Here is a 26215-nt window from a genome sequence, read left to right on the forward strand (position 1 = left end):
ACATGATGGATACTGTCGTGAACGCGATTTGCTCGCATAGCGCGATTGGCGCGACGGACCTTGGTGGTCCAATGAATGCTTTGAAGAGCCAGGCAGAATCGAACGGTTGGCGCTGCCTGGCGGATACATGGTCCGGCTACGCCGCCCGTTACACGTTTATGTGCGGCGCAGAGCATTGTTTCGTGCGCCAGGGAACTTACATTTTGTATAGTCAACCCGGGACTTTGATGTGTCCAGCCTGCCGACAGGACGCGAAGCAAAAACGACTTGGCTTGGATAGGAATGCTTGAGAGCAAGCAATAGTACATGAAGCGAAAAAATGGACCGCTTCGGGTGCCGCGCACCAGAGACATGCTGCTACCGTTGGCAATCGGTGTCGCACGCAAAATTTCACTCGAAAATCATCTTGCACTCGCAATCATTCAGACTGGGAAGGGCACACCCGAATCGATGATCGCTTTGCTTCGGACTCTATACATGACGTATTTCCTGATGGAGCGGAACATTTCCGAAGCCGAAGTCGAGTCGTTTCGGGAAGTCGAGGCGGCGCTAGACGAGAGCATCCGTGCTGCGGATGGCGGGCATGACTGGCGAGTCTGCGCAGAGAGAATACCCGCCATCGAGCGGATGCTGCTGCTTTTCGATGACGTGATATCGAGCGCGCCAAAATATCGCTTCGTTGAGGCGTGGCAGAAGATGGGGAAGTTTGTCCATTCTCCGGATCAGTCGCCGTTACCGGGTAGCCGGGTTCTAGATATTTGGGAATGAGCATTCACAACGTTACCGTGCGATGTCGCATTGGCGAACTGCCTCCTCGGATCGTCTTGGCAAATCGAATCGGAAAGAGCGCGGGCGAACTATCGCCTCGCCGTCGGTTGGTGGGAAGTTGCTACTTCGCTAGCGATTCGCGCAGCAGAAGACGACGAGAGTCCGGACGACGTATTGACCTGAGGACTACGCACGACAACTTTTGATGGCCGCTGATATCTAATATGAAAAGAAATTTTCTGATATTCCGGCGGATTCCGTCTATTAGCGCAACGATGGCAGCGACAGTTACGCAGCCCGCTCATGCGGGCTACTGGTAAAGTTGGTTAAGCCTAGCTGACGTGGGGAACGAGATCGCCGTGCGCAATCGCAATGCCGAAAGCGCCGTACCGCAGATTGCAGGAAACCAACGCCCGGCGAAGCTCGACTCGCCCAAGCGGCCCGTTCGTATGACGAATCGAACCACCAAGGATCCTTTTCTGCGTACGCGCTTGGTCAGCCGGGAAGCGGCACGCAAAAACTCAAGGCCGCACGGCGCCGAGACCACGCCCTGTCGCCCCGAACGTAAGAGCGCATGGCTCGATCTCGCGGCAGTGCCGAATCTCTGCCGCGCAGTCACATGCTCGAAAGGTGGTCACTAGCTGACTCGCTGCGCCAAACACACAAGATGCACGCCACCGATCTTCCCGCACCTGTCCCGTGATTCGGTGCGGACATTTCGCGAATTGTTACGCCGATTCGGCCAGCGTGCATTCACTATGTAGCACCACCAGTGGCACCTTCGCCTTGTCACTCGGAGTGCGCTCGCTGGATCCTCACGGTCATCTTCTAGATTCCATTTCCGACGTCATGCACTACCCGGTTTTCAGCAATTTCAATTATCGTGCCACCCGAAGTTCCGGCACCATCTCAACGGCCCCCGGCAACGAAGCCAAAGTTTGAGCATGATGCGCATCGGTGGCATCGTCACAATTGACGATATCGAACCGATAACCGTGCGTGTACACGGAACTGAGCCTGACGCCATTTCTGGGAGACAAATCAAGCTTCTTCCGCAATCGATAAATGTGGGTGTCGAGCGTGCGCGACACCCCGCTCATTGGACGGCCCCAAGCGGCCATCCATATCAGCTGTCTCGAAACGACTTTTCCGACGTTTCGAAATAGAAACGCGAGCAGATCATATTCCTTGGCCGTGAGACGCACTTCCTCGCCGCGAAGCAAGACGCTCCTTCGATTGAAATTCAATACAAATTTGCCGGCACATACGTGGCCGCTTTCAACCGAACCGACGCACTTCGCCTTCAGTCTCGCGTCGATTCTTTCTGCCAGCTCGAATCCACTGAACGGCTTTAGAACGTAGTCGTCGTTCATTCCGCGCAGCATGGATGCGAGATCGATCTCGGATGCCTGGTTGGCCAAGCAAAGAACAGGCAGAGGTTTTATGCTGCGCGAGCGAATCGCTTCGATCAGTTCAGAACCGCGCGCCTTGGAGGACTCCCAGTCCAGCAGCAGCAGATCGGCCTCCCCTTGTTCGATAATACTCATCGCATTCTTCGGGTCGGCCATGCACGAAACTCGATAGTTCAAGTGACGGAGGAACTGCCCAATGGCTCCCGCCTGCAAAATGTCGCCCGTAATGATCAGAATGTGCATCGCTGCCCCCAAAATTTTTCCCGGTAAATATCGAAGCCAGCCCGAACCCGGCTCATCGCCCACCCCTTATCCGTAGATCAAATTCGACTGACTGCGTCACCGATCGCCTCCGCCCCCACGGGGCCAACTCGCCTTCGCCGCTTCGGCCATAGCGCATCGCGCGCGTCCGAGTTTGTCGGCCGCAATGAGCTCCCTCCCACTTTCTGTTTTCGCTGAATACTTGGCTTCCTGTAACGAAACAGGTTCGCGTTGTCGATCGCGCCGATCAATTCATCGATCAACGATTGCGTCACGTACGGCATGGTAAAGATATGAGCCTCATCACCCTGGGCGATTACCAGGACCCGATCGAAAATATCATCGGCCCGCCGGGCAGATCGCATTCTGAGCGAATGTGGTGCACTGTCGGTCCAGAAGACCAGATCGCGGTCTGCGAAGTCCTGCCATGAAGGCTGGACATGCCAAAGTGTCGCGAAGGGACTCAACACCTCCCGCTCGAACTCGTGGGTGTTCAGCAGGTTGACCTCTGAATCGAAGGCGTCACTAACATTATTGAGATATAGGTTGATGAACGGCATCAACACCGAGCAATCAAACGTTCGATTAATCTGGCATCCAAATGGCGCGCCCCACCCTCGACAAAACGCAACATAAAAATCAATTAGACTCGCATTTACCTCATTAATCTCGGGCTCCAGACGCACACAAATCGAATCACAAGCGCCCATAGACTTTCTCCAACCAGCTCAATTTACAGGCCAATTTTCCATATATATCAAATAAGCATCGCAATCAGGTAATTTACTTCACTAACGAATTATTCTGAAAAGTGCAAATCCACATAAAAATTTCATTTCAGTCTGCCAAACGTCCCAGACCAGGAAGCCGTGAAGCATGTGGCGAGACAACCTCCTACTATTCCGCGCAAAGCTATCTTAGGAGGCGTATCACAACCGAGGCGACACACCGCCTGCCATCAAGATCGACAGACATTTGCGCGAGCTTACGGACATACAACCACATGCCCTTACCGACCGGCTGTCTCGAACTCGCCCATCTGGCGTCGCAAATCATCAAAGTCGATTTAACAGAATTTCCACTCAAATCGTCAAGGGGGAAATAAACTATCCGCTCAAATATTTCATATCGCACGGTATTTACTGACAACACTGTAAGATCATTCTTATAGGGATAGCTAACGAATCACACCGATTTTAAATTCTTATGACAAATTTATCGACTCCTCCGGCATTCCGCATACCGCGAAGTTCGCGATTCAGCCACTTCTGGCGGGCTTGCAATTACCCACAATCCGCGAAAGCAAGTTCATAGCCAAGCTGGATGTCGGTCAGGCGCCGAGATGCCGCGCCACATGACGATATTGCCTGGTGGTGGATCGCCGGCACGCGCGAGATAACCACCAAGTCTGGCCAGCTTCGTGGCGCTACGCAACAATGGTGGGGCTTGAGCCGTGCCTGGTGTATCCGCGACGAGCCGGTCAAGCAGTTGGACTTCTGTGTGCGAAAGCGCCAGTCCGGAGGGCGCATCTGATACACATCGGCTAAGCATAGTCAGCCAGAATATGCGCCAGCTGAGAATGCAAAAGACGCAGATGAGGTTGGCCAGACGATCCGCAGTACGAAGTTTCGACTCCTCGGCCCTGCATCCGGACTTCAGTATCTTGTGAAATGTCTCGATCTTCCAGCGCATCGCATACCAGTCGAGCTTCTCCACAGCGTCCTTTCTGGTCGTTACCGGCAAGTCAGTAATCAGCTTCCACTCGACGCGCGGACGACTCGTTGGTATGGACTGCTCGACGGCGTGGATGACGGTCAACCGCAGTTGTGGATAGCATTTTTGCTTGCCAATGGGAGGCAGTACAGTAATGCAACGACATCTGATTTCGAGAAGTGCCTCGTCGACGCGGCCTTTTGAATCGCGAAGCTCGATGCGATGCAGGCCCTTGACTCTCATCTGCGCCATCTCGCCGACGATCGTATGATTATCTCGCGCGTGCCGGCGATCCACCTCCAGGCAATATCGTCATGTGGCGCGGCATCCGGCGCCTGACCGACATCCAGCTTGGCTATGAACTTGCTCTCGCGGGTTGTGGGTAATTGCAAGGGCGCCGCCACCGTCTTGCTTTAGCATGGCGGCTTGCCGCGGAACACGAACACGTGGCCGCTGAAGGGGTCTCGCTCCAGCACGGTCTGGACCTTCGCGGCCAAGCTGTTGAAACCCGAACTCATGTCGGTCACGCCGGCGGCAAGCCAGATCTTCGTGCGGCTGGGCAGTGCGATCATGCTGTCGGTCCCGACGTGCCGCGCAACATGCGCAGCACCAGCAACAGCGTGGCTTCATGGGGCGAGCCTTCGATGCGCATACGGGTGTTGCGACGCCCGCCGGAGCGGCACGGGCTACCGGCGCTGGGGCCGGCTGCTCGATTTCTCGTGCCGGTGCTTCCACGGTCACCGGCAACAAATCCACCGGATCGTATTCGCCGGCACGCAGCGCTCGACGCCATTTGAATACTAGGCTCGGATTCACCCCATGCTCCATCGCCAAGCGCGCCACCGATACGTCCGGCTCGCAGGCCAGCTTGGCCAGATGCCGTCGAAATTCGATCGGGTGATTCGGGATGCCTTTGCGTGATGCTCTCTTCGGTGCGTCTGTTGTCACTTTGATCCCCACTACTTTGGTGGGGACTACTCTGGGAACTTCCTTTCACACCGTCGAGACGGCGCAGGGGACACGCTTACCGCTCAACATCACGGCGTCGCGATTCCGAGACCGTACGCATCACGTAGGACACGAGCCCTGCCTTGTCCTGGCCGATCTCCGGCTGCAGCTATAGAAACGCACCCTCCAAGCCCTCATGGCGGACACCGTATCCATGCGCGTATGGTCCCCGCATTCATAATCCAGCCAGCCGGGGACGCGGCGGACAAGTGCTTCAGCTCAGGATAAAGTCATCGCAACAATGGGCAGCTAGTGAATGCGGTTTTCAGAATTTCGGTCAAAGCCATCCTGTCGGACGGCACGACACGTTTTATCCGGAGATGCCTCGAAATTCGCCAAGAACGATATACGCATGCTCTCGATGCGATGCTATCGCCGGCTTGTGCATTAATTCGCTCGAACCTGCCAAGCCGCATGCCGACTAATTTTGCCGCAGCTTTTTACCAAATCTCCGAATTGGTGCCGGCACAGAGCGCACAGAGCACGCATCTTCCACCACAGGGCGGACTGCTTCGGCCATTACAACCGATTGCGGATGAAGCGAAAATGCAACGGTCTGCAACTCAATTTCCCGAATTTCCAAGTAATGGTCGCTGACGTCGAACGCCTCGTCCACGCACCCACCCTTTCCCTCACTGCCGTTGTCATTTTTCATATTAATCCGCAAACAATTCGCAAATTCGGAAATTTTAGATTAGCGCCATCCATAAAGGTTCGCAACACAACCATTGTCACAATTGTCACGATTTCATGAATTTTATAAGTCTGGAGTGTTAACCGGCAACAACGCATGACTGATTCAGACGTTCCAGGCTTGCAAAACTCACGAAATCGAATTTCAACGGCTGGCAGGCAAGTGGCCTTGGACCGCTGTCGTGCCAGACGCAGCGCAGCATGCATTGCACCCAATCTACGCGACGACGCCCGAGCACACGGCCGAAACCACGTCAAGCCTACGGGCTACGGGCAGCTTGCGAGCATGTCGCGAACGTCGTCGGCCGGGTGCAATAATTGCAAATCCGATTTTTGACAATTGTTTGATTGATAGCGCCGACCACCTTCAGCTAGATTTAATCGGCAGAAGACGTGCGCCCAAACCATCAACAGCATTACGATGGAATTCTTACGTAGCGGACTATCAATAAACGCGAGTAACGATCATGCTTACAAAAATCGACCAAAATAGATTGGACCAGTTGTTCGAATCCATGAACGAAGCAAACAACCACTTTCTGGGTTATCCGTTTGCGCGCGACTTCGACTACAGCGCACTTTGGCGCTTCCTCGGACTCACGGGTAACAACCTAGGCGATCCGTTCCAGGACGGTTACTATCGCGTCGATTCCCGTGAATTCGAGCGGGAAGTGGTCCGATTTTTCGCGTCACTTTTCAATGCGGAAGCGGATGATTACTGGGGATACGTAACGAATGGCGGAACTGAGGGAAATATTTACGGCTTGTATCTCGCCAGACAATTGTATCCGAACGCCGTCGTCTATTGCACACCTGACACTCATTACAGCGTGAATAAGGGAACACACTTGCTTGGCATGGAGAGTGTTTCGGTTCGATCGGACCAGTATGGCGTCATGGACTATGACGATCTCCTGGCGAAATCGAGGCTCAACGCCGATCGGCCTGCAATCGTCGTAGCCAACATCGGAACGACGATGAAAGAAGGCAAGGACGACATCGCACGGATTCGCGAGACCTTGCGCGAGTCGGGCATCCGCGATGTTTACGTTCACTGCGACGCGGCATTGTGCGGTCCATTTGCTCCCTTTCTCGATCCCAAGCCCGCATTCGACTTCGCGGACGGCGCTGATTCCATCACGATCAGTGGCCACAAGTTCATTGGCTCCCCTATGCCGTGCGGCGTGATTGTCGCGCGAAAGCAGCATGTGGAACGGGTAAGCCGCGCCATCAAATACATCGGCACGGTGGATACGACGCTGACCGGGTCCCGAAACGCGTTCACGCCAATTGTCCTCTGGTATGCAACAAAGCAACTTGGCCGAGAGGGCCTCAGAAAGCTCATGATCGAATGCCAGGCCGTAGCCGGTTACGCGGTGGAACAGCTCAACGCAATTGGCGTTCCTGCATGGCGTAACGCCGGCGCGCTCACCGTGGTGTTTCCGAAGGCCCATGGGTCTGTTAAGACCCAGTGGCAATTGGCTACCGACGATGTCAGCCACCTCATTGCAATGCCGGGTACCACACGCCAACATATCGACTCGTTCGCAGCCGCAATCGATGCAAACCGCGATGCGACATTTTTGCTCGACTCAGCTCGTGATGCCCTCGAAAAACTCCACCTCACCGATCAAGTGATCTGAAGATGAATTGGTTCGCTGCTCGCAAACTTTCGTGGCATTTCTATCCGTCTTGGGGTTCTGCGGGCCAACTTCAAATCCTCAAATGCGTTTAACTTAAAGCACACCAAAAATTATTTGAGCTTTTTATTGCAATACTCAACTGTGAAATTTTTTTAATTCCAGATCAAATAGGCGAGATCCAATATATAGATCATTGAATTTCAACCAGCTCCAATTGAGTTTCAGTTCAACAATTTTCAAATTTTAGGACTACTCATGGAAATGACGACTGGTCGGCTTGATGTACCCAGGAAGGTTCAATCTATCGAGGCACCGATTAACTATATTGCGCCAACGGCGCGAACGCCCTACGTAGACGTGAGTGACCCAAGCGCCAGTCAACTGGATCTCGAAAGCCATAACTGCACCATTCTGGACGCACGCACCCTTGACATTCCGCCAAGTCTCGAGCGGGAGGGTTTCATGCTTGTTCGGCACAAGCTTCCCGCCATCAATTATCGAGATCATGAAGAGGTCGTCCGCCGCTATCTTCCAGCCGTACAGGAACTTATCGTCGATCTGACCAGAGCCGACCGCGTCGTCGTATCCGACGGGCCGGTCGTTCGCTTCACGTCACCACAGGAAGTCGGCGTGAACCGCCCTAATATTTTTGGGCATACGGACTATACCGACGCAGCAGCCCGCGCATATCTCCGCTTGTCCTATGACCGGAGTCTGGCGCCTGAGGAGGGTTATGCCGAGACACGTCGGCTTATGGCCGGCTCCATCGATCTGCAAGAAGGACAGGAACCAGAATATAAGAGGGTGCTCGGAGTGCAGACTTGGAGAGTATTGTCCAACCCTCCGCATGACATACCGCTTGCAGTTTGCGCGGCCAACTCAGTCGCCATCGAAGACCGAGTCGACGGAGTATATTCCTATGGCGCATCTGATCTCGAGCGGCAAATCCTAGGGTTTACAGCTTACCGATTCAATCCGCGGCATGCGTGGTACTACTTCTCCGACATGGAGCCTGACGAAGTTCTGGTGATGTTAGGTTACGACTTCAACAATCATGAGGCGGCCCGCGTACTCCACAGCGCCTTCAGAGACCCTAACTGCCCATCGCACGCCGTTGGCCGGTCCAGCATCGACGTTCGAACCTTTGCATTCTTTAAAAACAATGATTATTTTCCGTGTCAATTTGCAAAGTAAAATAAAATTTTCGCAACTTCGTCAATAGGAGCGACACTTCCTGCGCCCCGGGTCCGATGCACCAGAAAATTCCATTTCATTAGCTTGATTACAGGGCGAAAAAATAATAGTGTCACCGGACCCGAGAGTGTAGGCCATCATCCTACGGTGATGGCCTGACTCGGTTACCGTGCGCGCTTTCCCATTGTTGTATACACGTGACCGAAACAACACGCATGAACAAGAAGAGCATGTCAACGTGGTCGTTTCGATCATCGCCGACTTGTTTTACGAGGTCCGACTGATGCGATGGCTATACAGTGATCGCCCGACTATCGCCGTTGCTGAAAGTGCTTGTGCTAGCGTACTGGGACGCCGCCTTTCCATACGTATAAGACTGCGCATTTTGCACTTACAGTCAGGAATTGGGCATTAATTTGTCTTCCACAATCTCTCCGTTCCGACGATAGAGCGCACACACGGTTAGTTCCGGAGAATATGTCCGAAACCTCACGACATTCGGTGCGCATGCTCTTCGAAAACGTGAAGCTCATACACCCGAAATTGCCGTAACGTCACCTCGTCACCACAGTGGGGACTACGGAACCGACTTGCTGCAACATGCTCTGATGCGTTGCGATCAAGAAGGCGTCGGCACGTACTGTGAAGTGAGCAATTCCCGCTTTCTTCCAACGCCGGAACAAGATGGTTTCAAGCCGACAGGAATGGCACAAGTAGATGGTTCGCCTATCGTGCTCGGAATATTCCGGGAGGCGATTCAAAGTGGTGAAAAATCACCCTTCCTTCCGTCTACGCAATTCTCGCCCGAAGCTCGGCCGCGACTTCCTCGACGACCTGCATCCAAGCACCTGGTGATCGTTGCCTGAACAGTCGCGCAGTCGGATACCACGGCGAATCGTCGCGATTCGAAAGCCAGCGCCAGCATCCGTCGAATCGCGACAGGATCCAGACGGGCTTGCCAAGCGCACCGGCGACATGCGCGACCGACGTGTCGACCGTTACCACAAGGTCGAGATTTGCGACGATTGCGGCTGTATCTGCGAAATCCGTCACCTCGTCCATGAAATCCACTGGACGCAATTCGCCCGGAAGCGTGAAGAGTTGACAACGTGCGGCTTCTCCCTTCTGCAAGCTGACGAACGTCGCCCCTTTTAACGCAAGCAACGGAAGGTATGTGCTTGCATGAAAGGAACGTCGGCGATCGATTGCGTTTGCGCTAGGCTGATCCGGACGCGAATCGCCCGCCCAGACCAATCCCACCTTGAAGCCGTCGACTGGCAGGCGCGCGTTCCAATGCGACACCAAGTCGTCGCGCGGCCGCACATACGGTATATCGGAAGGAATGGACCGCAGTGTCGTCGCAAACCTCATCGGCAAGCTCATCAACAGGCACGCGAAGTCATGGGCCGGCAGCGACTCGATCTCGCCCGGCGTGTAGCATGAATCTACGCCTTCGATCGATTCCGCCAGCCTGCGCAACGCGACAGGACAGACCACACTTAGCCGCCGCACGCCGCGCGCCTTCAACAACGGCAGATACCGACAGAAATGCAGGAAATCCCCGAGCCCCTGCTCAGGCAGTACGATGAGCGACTTGCCGTCTATCGGCTCGCCGCGCCATTCAGGATAAGGCAGCCTCGGCCGCACATGGCACGACGCATCTTCACCCCAGTATGGCGACTCGCCGTATCGCGCTTCGTACAACTGCCAGCCTTCTTCGTAACGCCCCATCGCAAGCAGGACGAGTCCCAGATTGAATGCGGTCGGATGCCGCTCCGGAGCAAGCGCGAGCGCGCGACGAAAGCACTGCTCGGCCTCCGCGAAACGCCCGCTGTCCTGCAGCACGCGCCCCAGGTTATTGACCGCCTCTACCGAACTCGGCATTTGCTCGAGTACCGCCCGATAGCAGGCCTCCGCTTCCGAGAAGCGTTGCTGATCATAAAGCAGATTGCCGAGACTCCCGTACACATCGCTATGATTTGAATCCAATGAGATCGCGCGGCGTAAACAGTCTTCCGCGTCGGACTGGCGCCCAACCTTGTGGAGTAGAACACCAAGGTTCTGGTGGACGCGGGCCAGTTGAGGGGCATGCACTATCGCCTCGCGATAAAGCGTCTCCGATTCCTGATAGCGACCATCCTCGTGCAGCAATGCACCAAGATTCGCCAGCGCGTCCACGTCATTCTCAGCAGACATCAACGCGTGGCGAAAGTGATGTTCGGCTTCCGACCGTCGCCCGGCCAACTGAAGAACGAGACCCAGCTTGTTGTGCGCGATCACACATTCTGAATCGAGGGAGAGGGCTTGTCGGTAACAGCGCTCCGCCTCTGCCAAGCGTCCTTCGGAATGCATCAAAAGGCCCAGATTACAGTGCGCTTCAATGTAGCCGGGCCTCGATGACAATGCTCGACGGTAGTGTGTCTCAGCCTCGTCGATCCTTCCTGCTATCTCCAGCAAGATACCGATGTTATTGTGAGCTTCTGCGTGACCAGGCAAAATCGCGATAACCTCACGATAGCGTTGTTCCGCAACAGCAAACGACTTTGATCGATGCGCGACCACGCCCGCCTCGAACGCCTTCGCTGCGGCGGCTGCTGAATGCGCGTTATCCTTCTCCGACATGGTCATCGCTGCTTGCTCGCAACGCCAATACACATCACGACACCCGCAAGCGAGCAACCTGGACTTAAAAATCCAATACAAACTTCTGTAGCGTGCAATCGTGCCGATGCGGTCGGTTCCATATCAGGTCCGCCTCGCAACCAGTGGATGAAAAGTCGCGTCCACGATCTCGTCGCAGTCGTCCAACGTCGCGCTCGACTCTCGCGGCAGTCCTATCATGTTGAAAGCACTCAGATTTTGGTAGCGATTGTCTGTCCTGCCCCGGAAATTGAGAGGATTGAACAGCGGAGTGATGTGCCACCACAGTCTATAACCCAGCTCCCACAGGTATTCAACGAGTGCGTAGGATTGGGCCAGTCGATCATTTTCGATGTACACGATTGGCCGATTCTTCGAAAGTGTTTCCCGCGCGCCTTGCAGCACCTGCAGCTCGAACCCTTCGACATCGACTTTCATGAGGCAGACTTCCCGCGCAGGAATCATGTCGTCCAATCTTACGCACGGCACCTGAATTCCGCCTTCGATCACGTCCGCACGGACCGACACCGCCCCAAAGTTTCCCTGTTGCCTGTAGTTCGGAGCGGCGAGCCAAAGGGCGCCTGCTCGCATAGCGCAAGCGAAAGGCCATGCAGTCACATTGTCCACAGCGTTCAGCGCGAGATTCGCGCACAAGTTCTGGAAAACGAACGGCTGAGGCTCGAACGTGATCACGTCGGCGCCCACTGTTTTGGCGGCTTTGGCTAGCGCCACGGTCTGGCTACCGACGTTGGCGCCGACTTCAATCACGGTACCCGGTCGGTCGATCCACCGCTTCAGGAACTGCGTTTCAAGCTCACAGTACTCGCCATATTCGATCAGCGCCTGACCGATGTAGTAGTCGTAGCGGTTCGCAAGCATCGTCCCGTGTCGCGCTTCGACGAGAACATACGGATCCGCGATTTGTGCCATCTGGCTGCTTACGCTCATGTGTTCGTGGACACCTCAATAGTTCACAGCATGCGACATCATTTCCCAATGAAGCTCATTGGCTGACGGGACGAGCTTGTAACCGGAGCCGCGAACGGATATCAGCTGATATCCATATTCGCCGCTCAATCTGAGCTTTGCGCGCACGCGCGACATGTGGACACAGACGGTTCTCCGCTGCGGTTCCAACCCGGATATACCTTCCCACATCGCTAGCCAGAGGTCAGCAAACGTCACAATGTGCGACATGCGCTTAAAGAGCAGCAATGCCGCCCGGTATTCCATGCGCGTCAGCCAGATCCGTTCCCCATCCAGGCAGACCCGATCGGTACCCGTGTAAAAGGTATAGGCGCCGTGAGACCGGATGGCCGAGCGCAGATGCGAACTGCATATACGGCGAAACAGTGCACGGATTCGTGCAACCAATAACTCCGGAGACGTGGGCCACGTGATATAGGCATCCGCGCCGGCGGCAAGCACATTGACCATTCTGCATTCGTCGTCAGGACCGACAATCACCAGCGGTATGTGGTTGATTGCGGGGTCGGACCGCAGCTCCGCGACGAAGGCCTCCAGCGACGCTCCCTGCTCCGGCTCCATCACCAATACCAGGTCGATATCAGTCGACCGGACGTGACGTAGCAATTCAAATTCTTCGTCGAATCGTGTGCAGCCATACCCGACTCGTGCGAGTGCTTCGCGCGCCTCGTTCAGCCGAACGCGGGCCTTATCCAAGATCGCACACATTGCCTGAGGCCGATCAATGTCCGGGAATCCAAACAAGGTCCCGCCCGATTTTTCCGTGAACGAGCCAGTCAACGACAGAGGCAATGTGGCCACCGTCTCGGTACCAGCTTCGTTTATATGGCTTACTTCAGCAAACGCGAATTTCATTGGTTGTTCTGCTTCTCGCCAGAATCGATCTCCGGTTCATGCGATCCATCTACAGGCTTGAGTCTGAATTCTTCCGGATCACGTCCGTTCATCCAACGAGGTCGCTTTCCTCGCCCCGACCACGTAGCGCCGGTTTGGGGATCCCAATAAAGCGGTTCCACACGACGTCGTCGAGGTGCGCGAGAACCTTCATCGGACGAGAAAAAAAGTTCGAGTTCCCGAGGCGTAATCTTGTATTCGCGTATGAGCCGATTGATTTGCTCGACAATTTCCTTGCGCCGTTCTGCACGGTACGTGGCGATTTCTACATCAAGCTGAGCACGCCTCGTCAGCAATTCCTGCAGGCGATCGATCGACATTTACTCTCCTTTCCTCCAGCGCAGCGCCTCGTCAAAGCGCGTGCCGGCATAGCATCCGTCCGCCGCTGCGATATTCGAGGCAACTCCGCTGTAATCGAATATCTTCCATCCGGTCAGTTCGAAAGAAGACATCGATATACTCACCAGATAACGCATACTTTGTTACTCCGCCTCGCCCACGACAATTTCCCATGACCATTCGCGCCGCGCCCGTCGGTGCATGACCACCGGACGGGCGATGTCCAACCCTGCCGCTACGATTTGCAAGGCAATACGCGGCGTTGCGCTCTCACCGCCACACAACATGCCGCCCGTTCGCGATGCGGCTGCCGTCATCGTCATGTGGCAGCCGCATCGTCATCAGGCCCTACGAATCACGTTGATGACGAACAGTAAAAGGACCGCACCGGCGATCGCGACGACGATCGTCGATACGATGCCGGTTCCGATACTGATTCCCAATACCGATGCAATCCAGCCGCCCACGATCGCACCGGCAATCCCCACGAGGATGTCGATCACGAGGCCAAACCCGCTGCCTTTCACGATCAAGCCGGCGAGCCATCCCGCCACACCCCCAACAATTAGCCATACGAGAAATTGATGAAGCATTGCTGTTTTCCAGAAACAAAATTTTTAACTATCAAGATCGACTTACAGGTTAGTTCACCTGATCATGATCCCCATGAAAACGGAAATGATGCCGGCGATGCTTATGGCGCTGCGTCGCAGCCTGTGCGCCCCCTATACTGCACCGCGACCATAAGCGCAACGATCGTCATCATCGAGCGTCTTTTCATTCGATTTCTCCTTGAGTTGATTCGGGCGAGTGGCCGGCCGCCCTTCCGGCTTTTTGCATGCACTCAGGACTCGGCTCTGCGCGTGGGCAGGTGTGGAACGCGCTCGTTGCTGGTCGCCCGCAATTGCTGGATCTGCCTCAACGTCTTGTTCAATATGGCCTGTGTTCCAATCCGCTGCGTCTCGAGTTGAGCGACTTCCTTGCGCACTTGCTGTTGACGGCTCGTCACCAGTTGGGTCTGCGCGGCATGCGCGTCCAGGTCATTTCTCAGCCGCTCCGCCCGCGCCTCGGACGCCTCGATCTCGGCCACCAGTTGCTGGTTCTGGGCCTCCAGATGCGCGCGCCTCAGCTCCGCATCCGCCAGCCGTACCACCTGCTCTTCGAAATGTCGGAACGCCAACTCCGCTGATTCGAACTCGGCTGCATGCAACGCCCTCCACAGGCGTCCGTCCTGTGAGAGCGTGATGTAGTACGAAAGCGCGGTACGGTGGAACAGCAGATTCGCCGAGTAGGAGAACGCGTGCATCGACCTGAAAGAGGTCAGCGTCTGCTGCGCGTTCAGTGCCTCGACCTCCGCGACCTCCGCCATGTGCACCGCACGTGTGCTGCCGTGCGGCATGACCGCATTAAGCGGCCGCAGTGGCGAGACAGTTGCCGCCGCAGGCGTCGCTTCTTCTGCCGGTACAGCGCCGACGGCGGTTCCCGGCGACTTGCCGGCACCAAGGAAGTCATCCTTCACTTCGATTTCCCCGGCCGCCACCGGGTATCTGTCTTGATGCAACTTCACGATCAATCTCCTCAATTGCGGACGCCGACACACGCGTGGCAAAAACAATTTTGCGTTCACCCTTGCACCGAAAACTCGATACGGCGATTGGCAAATCGGCCAATTTCCGTAAGGTCGCTCGCGACCGGACGAGTCGCGCCGTAGCCCTTGGCCGTTAATAGGGCTGCCGGCACCCCGGCCTCAATGAACTGGACGCGAACCGAATCGGCTCTCTTTTGCGACAATTGCTGCAGCGCCTGGGCATCGCCCATGGAATCCGTGAAGGCGGCAATCTCGACCTTCACCGGATGACCGACGTTCGCGCACGTCTTGAGCAGGAGCGCAGCCTCGTTGAGGTTTTCTCTCGCCGTCGCGGGGACATGGCCGCTTGAACGCGCAAAATCAATGATCTGGGCGTTCAGCACGTTCGCCACGTCTGCGGGTGCGCACGGATGGCCACGGTCTATCGCAGCGACCAGGACGCGACGAAACGCCTGCGTGGACTCCTCAACGCGTGCCGCCTGATCGAACGCTTCGACTCGCCAAGGGGCGCCGAACGCCCGCTGCAAGCGCTCGGACCACCCGCGCTGCTGGTCTGCGGCGGAACCTGCAAGCTCGATCGCCGTCGCGTGAAGATTCAGCTCCGCGTCCCTCACTGTCATGAGTTCGCTCAGATCATCCAGATGGTCGAGCCAGTCGGTGCGGGCAGTCGGTGCGATCGTCACATCGGCCTGAAAGCGATTGACGCCGAGCTTTGCCTTCAGCCGATCGTAAAGTGCTTGACGCTGAGCCTCGTTCGATACTGTCGCAACGATTCTCGTGAATCCCGCCGCATCGACGCGGAATGCCATGGCTGCGTTCGTAGCGGCCGCAGGTGCGGATTCTTCTGCGGCGGTCGCCAAGTTGACGCCGCTCGCGCCTGACGTCGTGGCGGACTGCGAAGCGCTGCTCGGGGAGGCGGCGGTCGGCGCAGCAGATGCCGGATCACCGTGCGCAGCAGTCCGGGGCAACACTTCGCTCGAAGGCGAAGACGGGCCGGCCTTGCCATCCGCTCGTGGATCGGACGGCGGCCACAACGTCGTCTTCGAGGCGCTCGAATGCGTTTGCTCGTAAGCAAACACTGTCGCCACGCCCGCGGCGATCAGCGCAAGAATCCACACCAACTTGCGGCCTGCACGACTGCGTCGTGGCGCCGATCGGCGAAGATCTGAGATGGGAGCCTGCGCCATGGCCGCGGCCTGCGATTGAGCAGCCGGCTCACCGGATGAAGGCGCCGGTTGCGAGCCCACCTTCTGCGCGTAGCTCCGAGCAGTTCCAGAGGTGGTCATTGCAGGGCGCGCCGCGCCGATATCCGATGCGCGAATCGACGCCGAGACAATGTTTGCGCTGACCGTCGTGCCGGCGGCGAGCTTGGGCAGCCCATACGTCGTCGGCAGGGCGACCGGCGCCGGAGCTGCGGCGGCCTCGGCGGACTCAGCGGACTGTTTGATCGCTTTAACAAAGTGTTCCACGCTCTCGAAACCCAGCAGATGCGCCAGCGCGTCGGTCATCCCTGCCTCGATCGACGGCAATTGACCGTGCGCCAGCTTCGACAGGTCTGCAGCAGTTGCCTGATCGATCAGCAGACGATGCTTGAGCAAGCCAAAAAGGACTGCACCTGCGGATGCCGTCAACACGTGCGTGGCTTGAGGCGGCACGCCCGTCTGTTGCGATATCAGGTCGCTGTAAGCCGCCACGCGTCGCTGCGTCGCCTGCTCCGACAGCGCGTCGCCGCTCGCCTCCAGATCCTTGAAGCTCGCGGTATCCGTTACCAACGCGCCCAGCTGTTCGGCGATGCGCGGGTTCGCCGCCGCAGATACGACTGCGGCAAATGCAGACTCCGCCCCTTGGGGAGTCAGGCATCGCGCGACCAGGCCGGCCGTGATCGCGGCTGCGCCGCGTTCGGCGACACTCCGGATGACGTTCTGCGCCAGACCGACCCGGGCCGACATCCGCTCGCACAGTTCAGGCGCAAATGTCGTCGAAACCGCGTGCGCGAGATCTAAGTTGTTCAATGCTTACTCCGTGAAGTCTATTTTTTGTGTCATTTCCGCTGGATCCGGGCACACATGTCGAGCCCGGCCCGCAGTTCCGCATCGCTGGAAAACCGCCAATCGCCTGAATCAGACCGAATGCGCACGCATCCTGCATAGATCTGCACGATCGCGTCTTCACCCCATGCGTCGTGCAATCTCCGCAGCAGTGCAAGTTGGCGGTGATTCAGATAAAAGGGCCATTCGGCACCCTGCGGGCCGCAGGACGCGGGAGGGGGAAAACTGAATCGGTCCTGTTTATCCATCGCCTTACTGCTTACTGTTGCAATCGCGTGTTTGCTCCTGAAGACGGGATCTACTGCAACACCGGCGAGTCGGCGGTCCACGCGCCCGAGGTCCGTTCGGTTGCACTCTCCCGCCAGTCAGTCAGGTCTTGGACACGGCTTGTCAATTCCTTCAGATCGCCCGCCAGTCGCTCGAACACACTGAACCAGTCGCCGTAAGTACGCTGCCGATACAACTTGACGCTCGGATACCATGGACTATCCGCACGTTCGGTCATCCATACCCAATGCGGGTTGACGTCCAGGAGAACCCATGTCGGCACACCCAAGCCGCCAGCCAGGTGAGCAACCGACGTGCAAACGGTGATCACGAGGTCGAGGCCTTGAATGAACGCAGCGGTGTCGTCGAAAGAATCGAACTCGTCGGTATGGTCAATAAGGCGAAGCCCCGCATCGCGCGCTTCGCTTGCCCCGCCCTCGTCGCCCACCTGCAAGCTATAGAAATCGATGTTGGGGATAGATCCGAATGCTTTCGCGTATTCCACAGGATTGACGGATCGCATCGGGTTTCGCTGGTGATCGCGGCTACCGGACCATACGAGTCCGACCTTCAGTTTCGCGTCGCTCTCGTTGCGCTTGCGCCACGCCAGCACCTTGCCCGGGTCGGCTCGCAGATACGCCGTGCGCCCAGGCAAATGTTCGACTCGGATGCCGAACGTCAACGGCACGCTACAAAGCGGCAGGTGATAGTCGAATGCCGGCAGCGGACGCTGATCGTGCGGCACTACACACTCCACCGCATCGCCCAGGCTGCGCTTGAGGAGAGGCAACAAGCTCGCGAAACAGCAGTAGACGAGTTTGCCGCCTTCTCGCTTCACGCGCTCCGCGATGGCGGGCACGAATCGCACGAACTGGAGGACGTCGCCATGCCCCTGCTCGCCCCACACGATGACGGTCTTCCCGTCGAGCGGCTGCCCGGTCCATTGCGGTACCGGCATGTTATGCGGGATGGCGCGCAATTCCGGCGATCCGTTCCAACGGGCCTCGTGATTGATCCAGCCGTTCGCATAGTCACCACGCATCAGTTGCAGCATCGCAATCGTCCAAACAAGCGCCACGTTCCGAGAATCGAGCTTCAACGCGCGCTCAGCCGTTGTCAATGCGTTATCCCACTGCTGATGCTCGCGCAACACGTACGAATAGGTCAGCAACGCCGTCGCATAATTCGGCGCCAACGCACACGCGCGCTCCGCCGCGACGAGACTGTCATGCAACTCGCCCCGCTTCAGCAGCGTCGTTGCAAGGTTATTCCATGCGAGCGCGTTGTCCGGGTCGTCCTGCAACGCCTGTACGAGAAGCGTTTTTGCCTCGTCATATTGCTTGAGTTCGAGATGCGCCGCCCCCATGTTGTTGCGCAGCATCGGCAAGGTCGGCTCGATCCGCGCCGCATGCCGATAGGCGTCGAGCGCCTGCAGATGATGACGCGCCTGTTGATGAGCAAGACCGAGCCTGAACCAGGGCGCAGCCTGGTTCGGCGCACGTTCGCAACGCACCGTCGCAATATCGCGCGCTGCGTCGTATTTTCCGAGCCGCAACAACACGTCGATCCAGTCGACCAACCAATCGTCACCGCGCGCGCCCTCGCGATACGCATGGCCGAACCATTCGTCAGCGCCTGCGTCGTCGCCCAGTCGCACCGCGAGGCGCGCGCGCTCGGTCAGCGCATCAACGTTCGTGCCGTCCAGCGCCAATGCGCGATCGAGCAAATCGCGCGCTTCAATGAATCGCCCGCGCAAGCAAAACAGCCGACTCGCGAGGATCAGCTCTCGCGGGTTGTCCGACCGTGCAACTCGATCCTCCGGCAGGAGATGCGATGCTTCGATAAGCGAGCCGCGTTCCATCAGCGCCTCCGCCTTGTCCAAATGAGATTTGGTCTGCTTTGTCATATAAACTTTCCTCTGCTCGTCGGCCCGGTGCGAACTCCACGCCGCTCACATGCCTTGAATGGCGATGCCGACGACAAGCCCGACGCCCATACCGATCAGCCGTCCACGCCATGAAGCTTTTCTAGCATCGTCGTCGTCGAATATCGACGGCCGGATCCGGCATACGAATTTGAATGCGACCGGGACAACGAACAGCACGACGATGGCCACGACGGTCGCGAAGCCGATTTCGGCGCGAGCGGTCGCGTTTCTGAGCCAAGGCATATCGATCGCGTAACAGTCGACGACCATTACCACCCAGCAAGTCACAAGCCAACTGACGAGCAGATTGGCGATGAAACGATCTGTGTATCGCAAGGTGTCCATCTTCCCTCCTCTTGTGACTTCATGTCGTCTACGTCACCGGCGCACAATCGTCGCTTGCTTTGCCAGCGAGTCGACCAGCGCACTGAATGCATCTTCCTGAGCCTGGTTCTGCAGCGATCGGTGTAGTTCGTCGCGAGTCTGCTCGTATGAAGGTACGGTCGTCGGGCGCTTCGCATCGAGCTTGACCAACACTCGCGCCTGGCCAACCGCGAGCGGCGTCCTGGTGTACTCTCCCGGGCGCAATTTCACGAGCGCACGGGCAACTTCCAACGGAAGGTTTTGCGTATGTCCTTCGGTGATAGGTGTCTTGAAAGTCACCCAGGACAGCGCTCCGCCATTCGTCCTGCTCGAGTCGATGCTTTCCTTCGATGCGAGGGACTCGAACGACTCGTGACTGGCGAGCCGGCCAAGTACAGCCTGCGCGGCAGCATCATTCGGCAACACGATCACGCGCGGCTTGTAGCTAACGGGCCCGAGCGATGCGGCAATCGCGTCGTACCGGGCACGCACCTGTTCCTCGGTGACGACGCGCGGCACTGCATGCCTGGCGATGTAAAGGCGATTTTCGGTATCGACTCGCGCCTTGTTCGTAGCGGCAAGCACTTCCGCCGAATCACCGAGCTTTTCCGCTTCGGCCGCCTGGCGAATCAATTCTCGAGCGATCAATCCGCGCTCGATTACATCTCGCTGTCCGCCATCCCGCGACAACGCGTCGACTTGCGTACGATCGATGGGGACACCGTTGACGGCGGCAACCGCATCAGCCGGTATGACGTGCGCCACCGGCGATACAAGCGCCGACGGCACAGATGCTGCCTGGTGCGCGCATCCGGCCAGTACGAACGCCGTTGCGATCGCCGCTACCGAATGACGCAGTTCGATCCCCTTCGTGCTGTGAATATGATTTTTCATTGTCAGGTCCCTATGGTGGTGGCTGAGTTATCCGTCGCTGCGGTTTGATGACGTGGCTGTTTCAAGTTGATGGGCTGGCGTCGTCGAACAAACCGATCAGAAGCCGGTCATACGCTTCGACTTGATCCGGGTTGGTCGCCAAGAACCGGCCGATGAGCTTGCGCTGCTGTTTCAGATAGCGCTGCCAGGTCTCGCTGTGGCATTCGACCGCCTCGACGACCCGTCGCGCACCTTCGTCCACGTCGTTGTTCGGGTAGTAGTAGCCGAGCTCCTTGCACAGATGGGCGTTGTGCACGAGCGCATAGCCGTTCCAGCACACGTCGAAATAGAAGTAATTCAGCGCAAGGCCCCACTGATTCGACACCACGATGTCCGTGTGCTCGACAAGGAATTGCGGCGTGTCGTAACGTCCAACGAAACTCACCTTGCTGTCTCGTACGAGATCGAGGTGGCGCGCCACACCGATGAACTCCGGGCTCATGCGCGCGAAATGGTCAGCGTTCGTCACGTGCACATAGTCGATCTTCGGCCCGCATTGCCGATAGGCGGATTCGGCGATCAAAAGCGGATAGAGGCAGAACTTGAGCACATCGATGTTGGGCTCCATGATCGACAGCCGTCTCGCGCGCGCCGTGGGCCGATACTCGCCGGAAAACGGCAGGTCGCGGGTACGCATGTCGAGACACATCGGGTCCCAGACGAACGGCACTTCGCGCACCGGACGACGCCGCAGCACGCTGAAAAAGCCCGCGCTGGTCTCGACCACCTGCGGAATCACCCAGACCTGGTCATACTCCTGATTAATGAAGATCGAATCGGCCAGTCGCCGCGAAAAAATCATGGCCTCGGTCATCTGCACGTATTCGGGCCCGCAGCAATAGCTGACGACCTTCGCGCCGCGCGACTGCAGATAACGCGTCTGCAGCGGATCGATCTGCCCGCCCAGCTCGATCAATACGTCGAGCGAGTCCTTCGCGTCGTCGAACGAGCGCACCGGAAACTGCTCGAGATCCCACGGCAGACTCGGCGTGATCTCGACGGCCGTGGTATTGACCAGCGTCACGCGATGACGCAGCGGCGAATGCTGGAACAGCTTCATCAGGTACAGCGCATTCTGTTTGATGCCGTTGACCCACAGGCTCTCCGCCGCGTCGCGCAAGCCGATCGTGATGCCTATCCGAAGTGATCGCGCGGTGTTCATGTCTGCCCCCCTGCCGGACCGCTCCGCGGCCAGGAAAATCGTTCGTTGATTGCGTTCATTGCATCCCCACCCCTCTCGATCCGTAATGGACCTGCCGCCGCACGATCACGCACGACGGCGGTGCGTCGAGCAGCGTGACCGTCTCGCGCGGACGAGCCGGATTCGTATAGACCGTGACCGATTTGACGAGCGGCGAAGCACGGTAGCCGGCAAGCTCTGACCGCGCCACGTCCTTGCATGGCAGCGGCGCGCTCGAGATGCGCTCGGCCAGTACGGTGCACCCGGTATCGGCAGGCGCCGTCGTGAGGGACAGCAGCGCCGAAGCCTGACCGTAATCGAGGCCCGACAGCGAAAAGAACGGCTCGCCGTCCGGATTGGTCCGATCCCAGTCGAGGACGACGTCCGTATGTTCCGCATTCGCGAACGTGCGGCCAGACACCGCATTGATCATCGGGTAGCAACGCCTCACGCCCGCACGCATCGCCGCGCCGGCGAGCACGGTGCCCGGCAGATCCATTGGTTGTGCGCTCCCGGCGCCAGCGTTCGCCGGAAGCGGCTGGCCGAACACAGTCGATTGGACGAGCATCAGGACACCGGCCAGGACCGACCACGGCCACGCGACGCCGATGCGAACGGCGCACCGGTGCGTTTTCGGTCGTGCGGCGGGTCCAGGTTTGCGGATGCTTTTCATTGAAAGAGCTCCGCAATGGCCGCGCCGTACGCATCGACATTCTCCTTTCGCTCGGGATCGAGCTTCGCAAGAAAGGCGCGCGCATTGGCCCGATAGATCGCGAGATTCAAGTCGTGAACGTGGAACGCTTCACGCAACGCGAGCGCGCCGTCTTCGCAATCGAAGCCCTCGTATCGGTAGCCACAGCCGTCCAGAAGATCCGAGTTGTGGATGAGCGGATAACCGCCATGGAGCGCCTCGTAATACAGATAATTTTGGGCGTTCTCCCACTGGTGAGAGACCACTGCGTCCGCCTGGGGACCAAGAATTTCGTAGATCGGCAGGCGCGGCTCGAATGTCGCGCGCCCGTGATTGACGAGGTCGAGACTGCGCGCGAACCCAACGAACTGTGCATCGCTCTTCATGTGCAGCGTGTTGTACACGCGCAGGTAATCGATCGTATGCGGTGCCTGACGATACGCCACATCCGCGGCGAGCATCGCAAGATGCGACGTCTTCACCATGCAGATGTTGGGTTCGAGAACGGCGAGTCGCCAACGTTGGCGGCCCGGTTCGTAGCTGAAGCTAGCGGTGCCGTTGGCCTCGACCGAGCGCATGAGCAACTGCGGCCCCCACAGGTGCTGCATGACGCGAACCGGCGCACGCAACGCGGACTGGTAGTAGCTTGCGCAGGTACGCTCGAATGCCGGAAGCGTCCAGATCGCGCTGTACGGCGTGCCGGACACCAGCATGCCGTGCGGCAAATCGAACATCATCCGCTCGATATCGATTACATAGTCGTTCGCGACCCGCATGCCGATCACGTGGCCGCCGCGCTCGCGGAACGAACGTGCCCAATCCGGATTGAGTTGCGCGCTCAACTCGATCACGACGTCGAGCTTTTCCCGTGCGACGTTCAGATCGATCGTAGGTGCCGGCGCCAATGCAAGAAACTGTTCCGCTTCGGATGGCGATCCGTCCCCGCCGTTGACCAGATAAACGGCATCGATGTGCGGCGACCTTTTGAGCAGCATCGCGAGGAAGAAACAGTTCTGGAAGATGCCGTTTTCCCAGATCGATTGATGTCCAGGACGCAGGAAAATGGTGATGCCAACCTTCAGGCGGCGACTCAGCATGATCGCGCTCCCATGGCGGTACGTCGGCCATCGGCCGTGTTCAGCGCCAGCAGGGTCCGCGCGTAGTCGGACCGGTTGCGGGGATGCGCGGGATTGAGACGCGCCAGAAATGCCTTCGCCTGCGCGACGTACCCGTCGTAAGCCACGTCGTGCATGTATGCCGCGTTCAACAACTGATCAGCACCTTCTTCGACGTTCGAATCGGAATAGAAATAACCGACCGATCTGAGCCATTCTGAGTTGTGAATCAACGGATAACCGCCATAAAGCGCGTCGAGATACGCGATGTTCTGGTCGTTATGCCATTGATGCGCGACGACTGCATCGACGAATTGGCAGGCATAGCCGACGAAATCGTGTCGCTTGTCGATATGCAGCTTGCCTCTTTCATTCAACGCGAGTGATCCGACCAGAAATGAAAAAGTTGGGTGATCCTTCATATGGACACTGTTGAGTATGCTTACGGAATCGATCGATTCCGCATCGCGCCGAAACGCGGTCTCGCAGATCAGCAGAGGGATCGTGCAACATTTCACGACGGAGATGTTCGGCTCGAAGATGGCGGCACGAAGACGGCGCGGCGATTGCAATCCTTGCATCGGACGGCATCCGAATCGCAAGCCTGCCGCTTCGATTTCGCGTGCGCGCCGGTCGATAAAGACTGGATCCCACAGGAACGGCACCTCGACGACCGGACACCGGTGAAGCGAGCGCAGCATCGGCGCGAATACACGGTCTTTAGCGAGAATCCAGATCTCGTCGCAGCGTGTAGCGCGGGAGAAGTAGCCGTTCTTGTTCTTGAACACAGTCGGCTCGATCAGCCCCGCATAGGGCTGACCACAACAGAAGAACACCACCTTCTTGCCGAGGGTCCGGATGTAGTCCAGCCATTCGACGTCGAGCCCGCCGCCCATCTCGAAGACGACATCGACGAGATCCGTCGCGTCGCGCGGTGCCACGAGCCGCATGTCGAAGGCCGTTTCCGTGGCTTCCGGTGCGACGCTTTCCTGGTCGCCGCAATTCAGCAGCACGATGTCCGTCACGAACGGCAGCTTTCGAAGAAGCTGAGCGAAAAAGAATACGTTCTGTCCCAGCCCGTTTTCCCAGATGCTATGTCCGGCATGGGTAAGCACTGAAATTCCGATACGCATTGCTGTTTTTGTGAAGCACGATTGAATTGTTATGAAAAAGGGGGGAAGGAATTACTCTTCCGGGGCGTTGCAACCCCCTCCCCAAAACCCGCTGCATGCATACCGCGCTCCTGGATGACGAGGCGGACAGCGGGGTACTTCACAGCACTATTTAATTTGTGGGATCGAGCAGAATCTCGACGCGCCGATTCTGTGCGCGGCCGATATCCGTTGCATTCGTTGCAATCGGATTGGTCTTGCCGTAGCCATGTGCGATGAATTGCTGCGCGTTCAACCCACGATCGTGCAGATAGGTCGCCACCGTTTGCGCGCGGCGCTCTGACAAGCCTTGGTTGTAGGCGATGGAACCAAGCGCGTCGGTATAGCCATCCACCGTCACGCTTCGGAACGACATCCCGCGAGCTTGCGCGACAAGCTGATCGAGTCGTGCGCTCGCGTCGGGCCTAAGCGTCGCTTTGTCGAAATCGAAGTTTGCATCGCCGTTCAGTGTGATCTTGCGCGGCGGTGCGGGAACAGGCGCCGGGGCGGGTTGCGGCGCCGGGGCGGCTTGTGGGGGCACGCCGCACTGGAACGTCAGCAATCGCGCGTCGGCGCCACTCGAATACGGAGCCACTGCCTCGATAGGACGAACCTGCGCGTTGCCACAGATTTCGCGTGCCTTCGCCTCGCATGTGCCTTGTCCCTCGAGGAGACCGTCGCACCGCACGCGGAACGCCTGCTGCTGGTTCGGCAGCGTCACCGAATACGCGTCGAACGTCGGACCCGACGCAGACGAGCAGCCCGTGAGCACGACGGCAGAGAACAGCGCCGTGGTCATCATTTTCATCATGTCAAACCTCGCTTTCTTGTACATCTCACAACGATTCGCACACTGTGCGAGGCAAGCAGCGTCGCCGCTCGCCTCACCGCCATCGCACTACCACTGGTAGCTGATGCCGCCACCGAACGAATAACCGGAACTGCTGCTGCTGAAACCACCCTTCAGCTTGACGTTGTTCGTCAGGCGCGCGGTGAAGCCAAGCGCCACGGCGCCATAGCCCTGATAGGTCGCGGCACCCACGCCCACAGCAATCGTCTTGCCGAGATCGACATCCGGGATCATCGTCAAAGCCGTCGCGCCTGCCACACCCGAGTAGGCTCGCCGTGCGACGTTGCTCACGTCTTTCTGGACCGCGCCCAACTGCGACACATTCACCGCGTCGGTCGGATTCACGCCCGCCGCGACGTTCGTGATGCGCCGTTCGCTTCCGGCCGAACCGACGGACACGGTGTTCGCTTCGCTCGCGATCGAGCCCGCACCCAGCGCAACCGAGTTCGCCCCGCTCGCGGTGGCATTTGTGCCGAACGCCACCGCATTGGACCCGGTCGCCAACGCATTTGCGCCGATCACCGTTGCCCCATCCGAGCTCGCGTTAGCG

The 26215-nt window shown here is 57.9% G+C and carries 26 protein-coding genes and 1 pseudogene; 3 read left to right on the forward strand and 24 right to left on the reverse strand.

Annotation, left to right across the window (positions count from 1 at the left end; translation table 11 throughout):
• Window positions 1–306: 306 nt before the first annotated feature.
• Entirely contained in the window at window positions 307–768 is a 462-nt protein-coding gene (locus KY49_RS13895; RefSeq protein ID WP_042585194.1) for a hypothetical protein, read from the forward strand.
• A gap of 878 nt (window positions 769–1646) precedes the next feature.
• Here KY49_RS13895 and KY49_RS13900 read toward each other — a convergent pair.
• The 6 genes and pseudogenes from KY49_RS13900 to KY49_RS37250 all read right to left on the reverse strand — a co-directional run bounded on the left by KY49_RS13900 (window position 1647) and on the right by KY49_RS37250 (window position 5817).
• Complete coding sequence (locus tag KY49_RS13900) at window positions 1647–2486, reverse strand: response regulator transcription factor (protein WP_156162513.1); 840 nt, start codon at window positions 2484–2486, stop codon at window positions 1647–1649.
• Between the two features lie 14 nt (window positions 2487–2500).
• Window positions 2501–3151 carry a hypothetical protein gene (locus tag KY49_RS13905; protein WP_156162514.1) on the reverse strand — a complete coding sequence of 217 codons (651 nt, stop codon included), beginning with the start codon at window positions 3149–3151 and terminating at the stop codon, window positions 2501–2503.
• 598 nt (window positions 3152–3749) lie between these two features.
• Window positions 3750–4451: an IS4 family transposase gene (locus tag KY49_RS35610; RefSeq protein WP_197083576.1), complete on the reverse strand. Its 702-nt coding sequence runs from the start codon at window positions 4449–4451 to the stop codon at window positions 3750–3752.
• A 116-nt stretch (window positions 4452–4567) separates the two neighbouring features.
• Window positions 4568–4726: an IS66 family insertion sequence element accessory protein TnpB gene (gene tnpB, locus KY49_RS13910; protein WP_082062364.1), complete on the reverse strand. Its 159-nt coding sequence runs from the start codon at window positions 4724–4726 to the stop codon at window positions 4568–4570.
• Window positions 4723–5114, reverse strand: a pseudogene (locus KY49_RS35620) (transposase). Before KY49_RS35620 ends, tnpB begins: the two are co-directional and overlap by 4 nt.
• 469 nt (window positions 5115–5583) lie before the next feature.
• Window positions 5584–5817, reverse strand: coding sequence for a hypothetical protein (locus KY49_RS37250; RefSeq protein WP_156162515.1), 234 nt, complete (start codon window positions 5815–5817; stop codon window positions 5584–5586).
• A gap of 505 nt (window positions 5818–6322) precedes the next feature.
• Between KY49_RS37250 and KY49_RS13915 the strand changes: the two genes are divergently transcribed.
• Together KY49_RS13915 and KY49_RS37255 are read left to right on the forward strand one after the other, a co-directional pair.
• Window positions 6323–7498: a histidine decarboxylase gene (locus KY49_RS13915; RefSeq protein ID WP_063840478.1), complete on the forward strand. Its 1176-nt coding sequence runs from the start codon at window positions 6323–6325 to the stop codon at window positions 7496–7498.
• 255 nt (window positions 7499–7753) lie between these two features.
• Window positions 7754–8692, forward strand: a complete 939-nt coding sequence (locus KY49_RS37255; protein ID WP_156162516.1) for a CmcJ/NvfI family oxidoreductase — start codon at window positions 7754–7756, stop codon at window positions 8690–8692.
• 789 nt (window positions 8693–9481) lie between these two features.
• Here KY49_RS37255 and KY49_RS13920 read toward each other — a convergent pair.
• The 18 genes from KY49_RS13920 to KY49_RS38990 form a co-directional block, all read right to left on the reverse strand.
• Window positions 9482–11314, reverse strand: coding sequence for a tetratricopeptide repeat protein (locus tag KY49_RS13920; protein WP_063840485.1), 1833 nt, complete (start codon window positions 11312–11314; stop codon window positions 9482–9484).
• Window positions 11315–11437: 123 nt separating this feature from the next.
• Complete coding sequence (locus tag KY49_RS13925; protein ID WP_197083577.1) at window positions 11438–12280, reverse strand: FkbM family methyltransferase; 843 nt, start codon at window positions 12278–12280, stop codon at window positions 11438–11440.
• A 15-nt stretch (window positions 12281–12295) separates the two neighbouring features.
• Window positions 12296–13174 (reverse strand): response regulator transcription factor, encoded by an 879-nt coding sequence (locus KY49_RS34490; protein WP_052495678.1) that lies wholly within the window; start codon window positions 13172–13174, stop codon window positions 12296–12298.
• Window positions 13171–13533, reverse strand: a complete 363-nt coding sequence (locus tag KY49_RS35625) for an H-NS histone family protein (protein ID WP_080402772.1) — start codon at window positions 13531–13533, stop codon at window positions 13171–13173. Before KY49_RS35625 ends, KY49_RS34490 begins: the two co-directional genes overlap by 4 nt.
• Entirely contained in the window at window positions 13534–13665 is a 132-nt protein-coding gene (locus tag KY49_RS38985; protein WP_269433293.1) for a hypothetical protein, read from the reverse strand.
• A gap of 228 nt (window positions 13666–13893) precedes the next feature.
• Window positions 13894–14145: a GlsB/YeaQ/YmgE family stress response membrane protein gene (locus KY49_RS13935; protein WP_042585196.1), complete on the reverse strand. Its 252-nt coding sequence runs from the start codon at window positions 14143–14145 to the stop codon at window positions 13894–13896.
• Window positions 14146–14396: 251 nt separating this feature from the next.
• On the reverse strand, window positions 14397–15119 hold the full coding sequence (locus KY49_RS13940) for a DUF2968 domain-containing protein (protein ID WP_156162517.1): 723 nt from the start codon (window positions 15117–15119) through the stop codon (window positions 14397–14399).
• 56 nt (window positions 15120–15175) lie between these two features.
• A complete protein-coding gene (locus KY49_RS34495; protein ID WP_156162518.1) occupies window positions 15176–17152 on the reverse strand; it encodes an OmpA family protein in 1977 nt (658 codons plus the stop codon).
• Window positions 17153–17181: 29 nt separating this feature from the next.
• Window positions 17182–17436, reverse strand: a complete 255-nt coding sequence (locus KY49_RS37260) for a hypothetical protein (RefSeq protein WP_156162519.1) — start codon at window positions 17434–17436, stop codon at window positions 17182–17184.
• A gap of 50 nt (window positions 17437–17486) precedes the next feature.
• Window positions 17487–19361 (reverse strand): tetratricopeptide repeat protein, encoded by a 1875-nt coding sequence (locus tag KY49_RS13950; protein WP_082062365.1) that lies wholly within the window; start codon window positions 19359–19361, stop codon window positions 17487–17489.
• A 45-nt stretch (window positions 19362–19406) separates the two neighbouring features.
• Complete coding sequence (locus KY49_RS13955; protein ID WP_042585197.1) at window positions 19407–19727, reverse strand: hypothetical protein; 321 nt, start codon at window positions 19725–19727, stop codon at window positions 19407–19409.
• 33 nt (window positions 19728–19760) lie between these two features.
• Complete coding sequence (locus KY49_RS13960) at window positions 19761–20639, reverse strand: peptidylprolyl isomerase (RefSeq protein ID WP_082062366.1); 879 nt, start codon at window positions 20637–20639, stop codon at window positions 19761–19763.
• Between the two features lie 61 nt (window positions 20640–20700).
• Entirely contained in the window at window positions 20701–21840 is a 1140-nt protein-coding gene (locus KY49_RS13965) for a DUF2827 domain-containing protein (RefSeq protein ID WP_042585199.1), read from the reverse strand.
• A gap of 55 nt (window positions 21841–21895) precedes the next feature.
• Window positions 21896–22531, reverse strand: coding sequence for a hypothetical protein (locus tag KY49_RS13970; protein WP_156162520.1), 636 nt, complete (start codon window positions 22529–22531; stop codon window positions 21896–21898).
• Window positions 22528–23646, reverse strand: a complete 1119-nt coding sequence (locus tag KY49_RS13975) for a DUF2827 domain-containing protein (RefSeq protein ID WP_042585200.1) — start codon at window positions 23644–23646, stop codon at window positions 22528–22530. The genes KY49_RS13970 and KY49_RS13975 overlap by 4 nt, the downstream gene beginning before the upstream one ends.
• On the reverse strand, window positions 23640–24797 hold the full coding sequence (locus KY49_RS13980) for a DUF2827 family protein (protein ID WP_042585201.1): 1158 nt from the start codon (window positions 24795–24797) through the stop codon (window positions 23640–23642). Before KY49_RS13980 ends, KY49_RS13975 begins: the two co-directional genes overlap by 7 nt.
• Before the next feature lie 151 nt (window positions 24798–24948).
• On the reverse strand, window positions 24949–25626 hold the full coding sequence (locus tag KY49_RS13985; RefSeq protein WP_442854619.1) for an OmpA family protein: 678 nt from the start codon (window positions 25624–25626) through the stop codon (window positions 24949–24951).
• 87 nt (window positions 25627–25713) lie between these two features.
• Complete coding sequence (locus KY49_RS38990; protein WP_442854621.1) at window positions 25714–26187, reverse strand: YadA family autotransporter adhesin; 474 nt, start codon at window positions 26185–26187, stop codon at window positions 25714–25716.
• Window positions 26188–26215: the final 28 nt, after the last annotated feature.

Origin of the sequence: Burkholderia sp. MSHR3999 (genome assembly GCF_000833595.1) — a bacterium.
Taxonomy (GTDB): domain Bacteria; phylum Pseudomonadota; class Gammaproteobacteria; order Burkholderiales; family Burkholderiaceae; genus Burkholderia; species Burkholderia ubonensis.

Bases quoted from the DNA above. Each gene is read 5' to 3' on its own strand.
- KY49_RS13895 (WP_042585194.1), top strand. From the start codon at position 307: ATGAAGCGAAAAAATGGACCGCTTCGGGTGCCGCGCACCAGAGACATG.
- KY49_RS13905 (WP_156162514.1), bottom strand. From the start codon at position 3,151: ATGGGCGCTTGTGATTCGATTTGTGTGCGTCTGGAGCCCGAGATTAAT.
- tnpB (WP_082062364.1), bottom strand. From the start codon at position 4,726: ATGATCGCACTGCCCAGCCGCACGAAGATCTGGCTTGCCGCCGGCGTG.
- KY49_RS37250 (WP_156162515.1), bottom strand. From the start codon at position 5,817: ATGAAAAATGACAACGGCAGTGAGGGAAAGGGTGGGTGCGTGGACGAG.
- KY49_RS13915 (WP_063840478.1), top strand. From the start codon at position 6,323: ATGCTTACAAAAATCGACCAAAATAGATTGGACCAGTTGTTCGAATCC.
- KY49_RS37255 (WP_156162516.1), top strand. From the start codon at position 7,754: ATGGAAATGACGACTGGTCGGCTTGATGTACCCAGGAAGGTTCAATCT.
- KY49_RS13920 (WP_063840485.1), bottom strand. From the start codon at position 11,314: ATGTCGGAGAAGGATAACGCGCATTCAGCAGCCGCCGCAGCGAAGGCG.
- KY49_RS13925 (WP_197083577.1), bottom strand. From the start codon at position 12,280: ATGAGCGTAAGCAGCCAGATGGCACAAATCGCGGATCCGTATGTTCTC.
- KY49_RS34490 (WP_052495678.1), bottom strand. From the start codon at position 13,174: ATGAAATTCGCGTTTGCTGAAGTAAGCCATATAAACGAAGCTGGTACC.
- KY49_RS35625 (WP_080402772.1), bottom strand. From the start codon at position 13,533: ATGTCGATCGATCGCCTGCAGGAATTGCTGACGAGGCGTGCTCAGCTT.
- KY49_RS38985 (WP_269433293.1), bottom strand. From the start codon at position 13,665: ATGTCTTCTTTCGAACTGACCGGATGGAAGATATTCGATTACAGCGGA.
- KY49_RS13935 (WP_042585196.1), bottom strand. From the start codon at position 14,145: ATGCTTCATCAATTTCTCGTATGGCTAATTGTTGGGGGTGTGGCGGGA.
- KY49_RS37260 (WP_156162519.1), bottom strand. From the start codon at position 17,436: ATGGATAAACAGGACCGATTCAGTTTTCCCCCTCCCGCGTCCTGCGGC.
- KY49_RS13950 (WP_082062365.1), bottom strand. From the start codon at position 19,361: ATGACAAAGCAGACCAAATCTCATTTGGACAAGGCGGAGGCGCTGATG.
- KY49_RS13955 (WP_042585197.1), bottom strand. From the start codon at position 19,727: ATGGACACCTTGCGATACACAGATCGTTTCATCGCCAATCTGCTCGTC.
- KY49_RS13960 (WP_082062366.1), bottom strand. From the start codon at position 20,639: ATGAAAAATCATATTCACAGCACGAAGGGGATCGAACTGCGTCATTCG.
- KY49_RS13965 (WP_042585199.1), bottom strand. From the start codon at position 21,840: ATGAACACCGCGCGATCACTTCGGATAGGCATCACGATCGGCTTGCGC.
- KY49_RS13970 (WP_156162520.1), bottom strand. From the start codon at position 22,531: ATGAAAAGCATCCGCAAACCTGGACCCGCCGCACGACCGAAAACGCAC.
- KY49_RS13975 (WP_042585200.1), bottom strand. From the start codon at position 23,646: ATGCTGAGTCGCCGCCTGAAGGTTGGCATCACCATTTTCCTGCGTCCT.
- KY49_RS13980 (WP_042585201.1), bottom strand. From the start codon at position 24,797: ATGCGTATCGGAATTTCAGTGCTTACCCATGCCGGACATAGCATCTGG.
- KY49_RS13985 (WP_442854619.1), bottom strand. From the start codon at position 25,626: ATGATGAAAATGATGACCACGGCGCTGTTCTCTGCCGTCGTGCTCACG.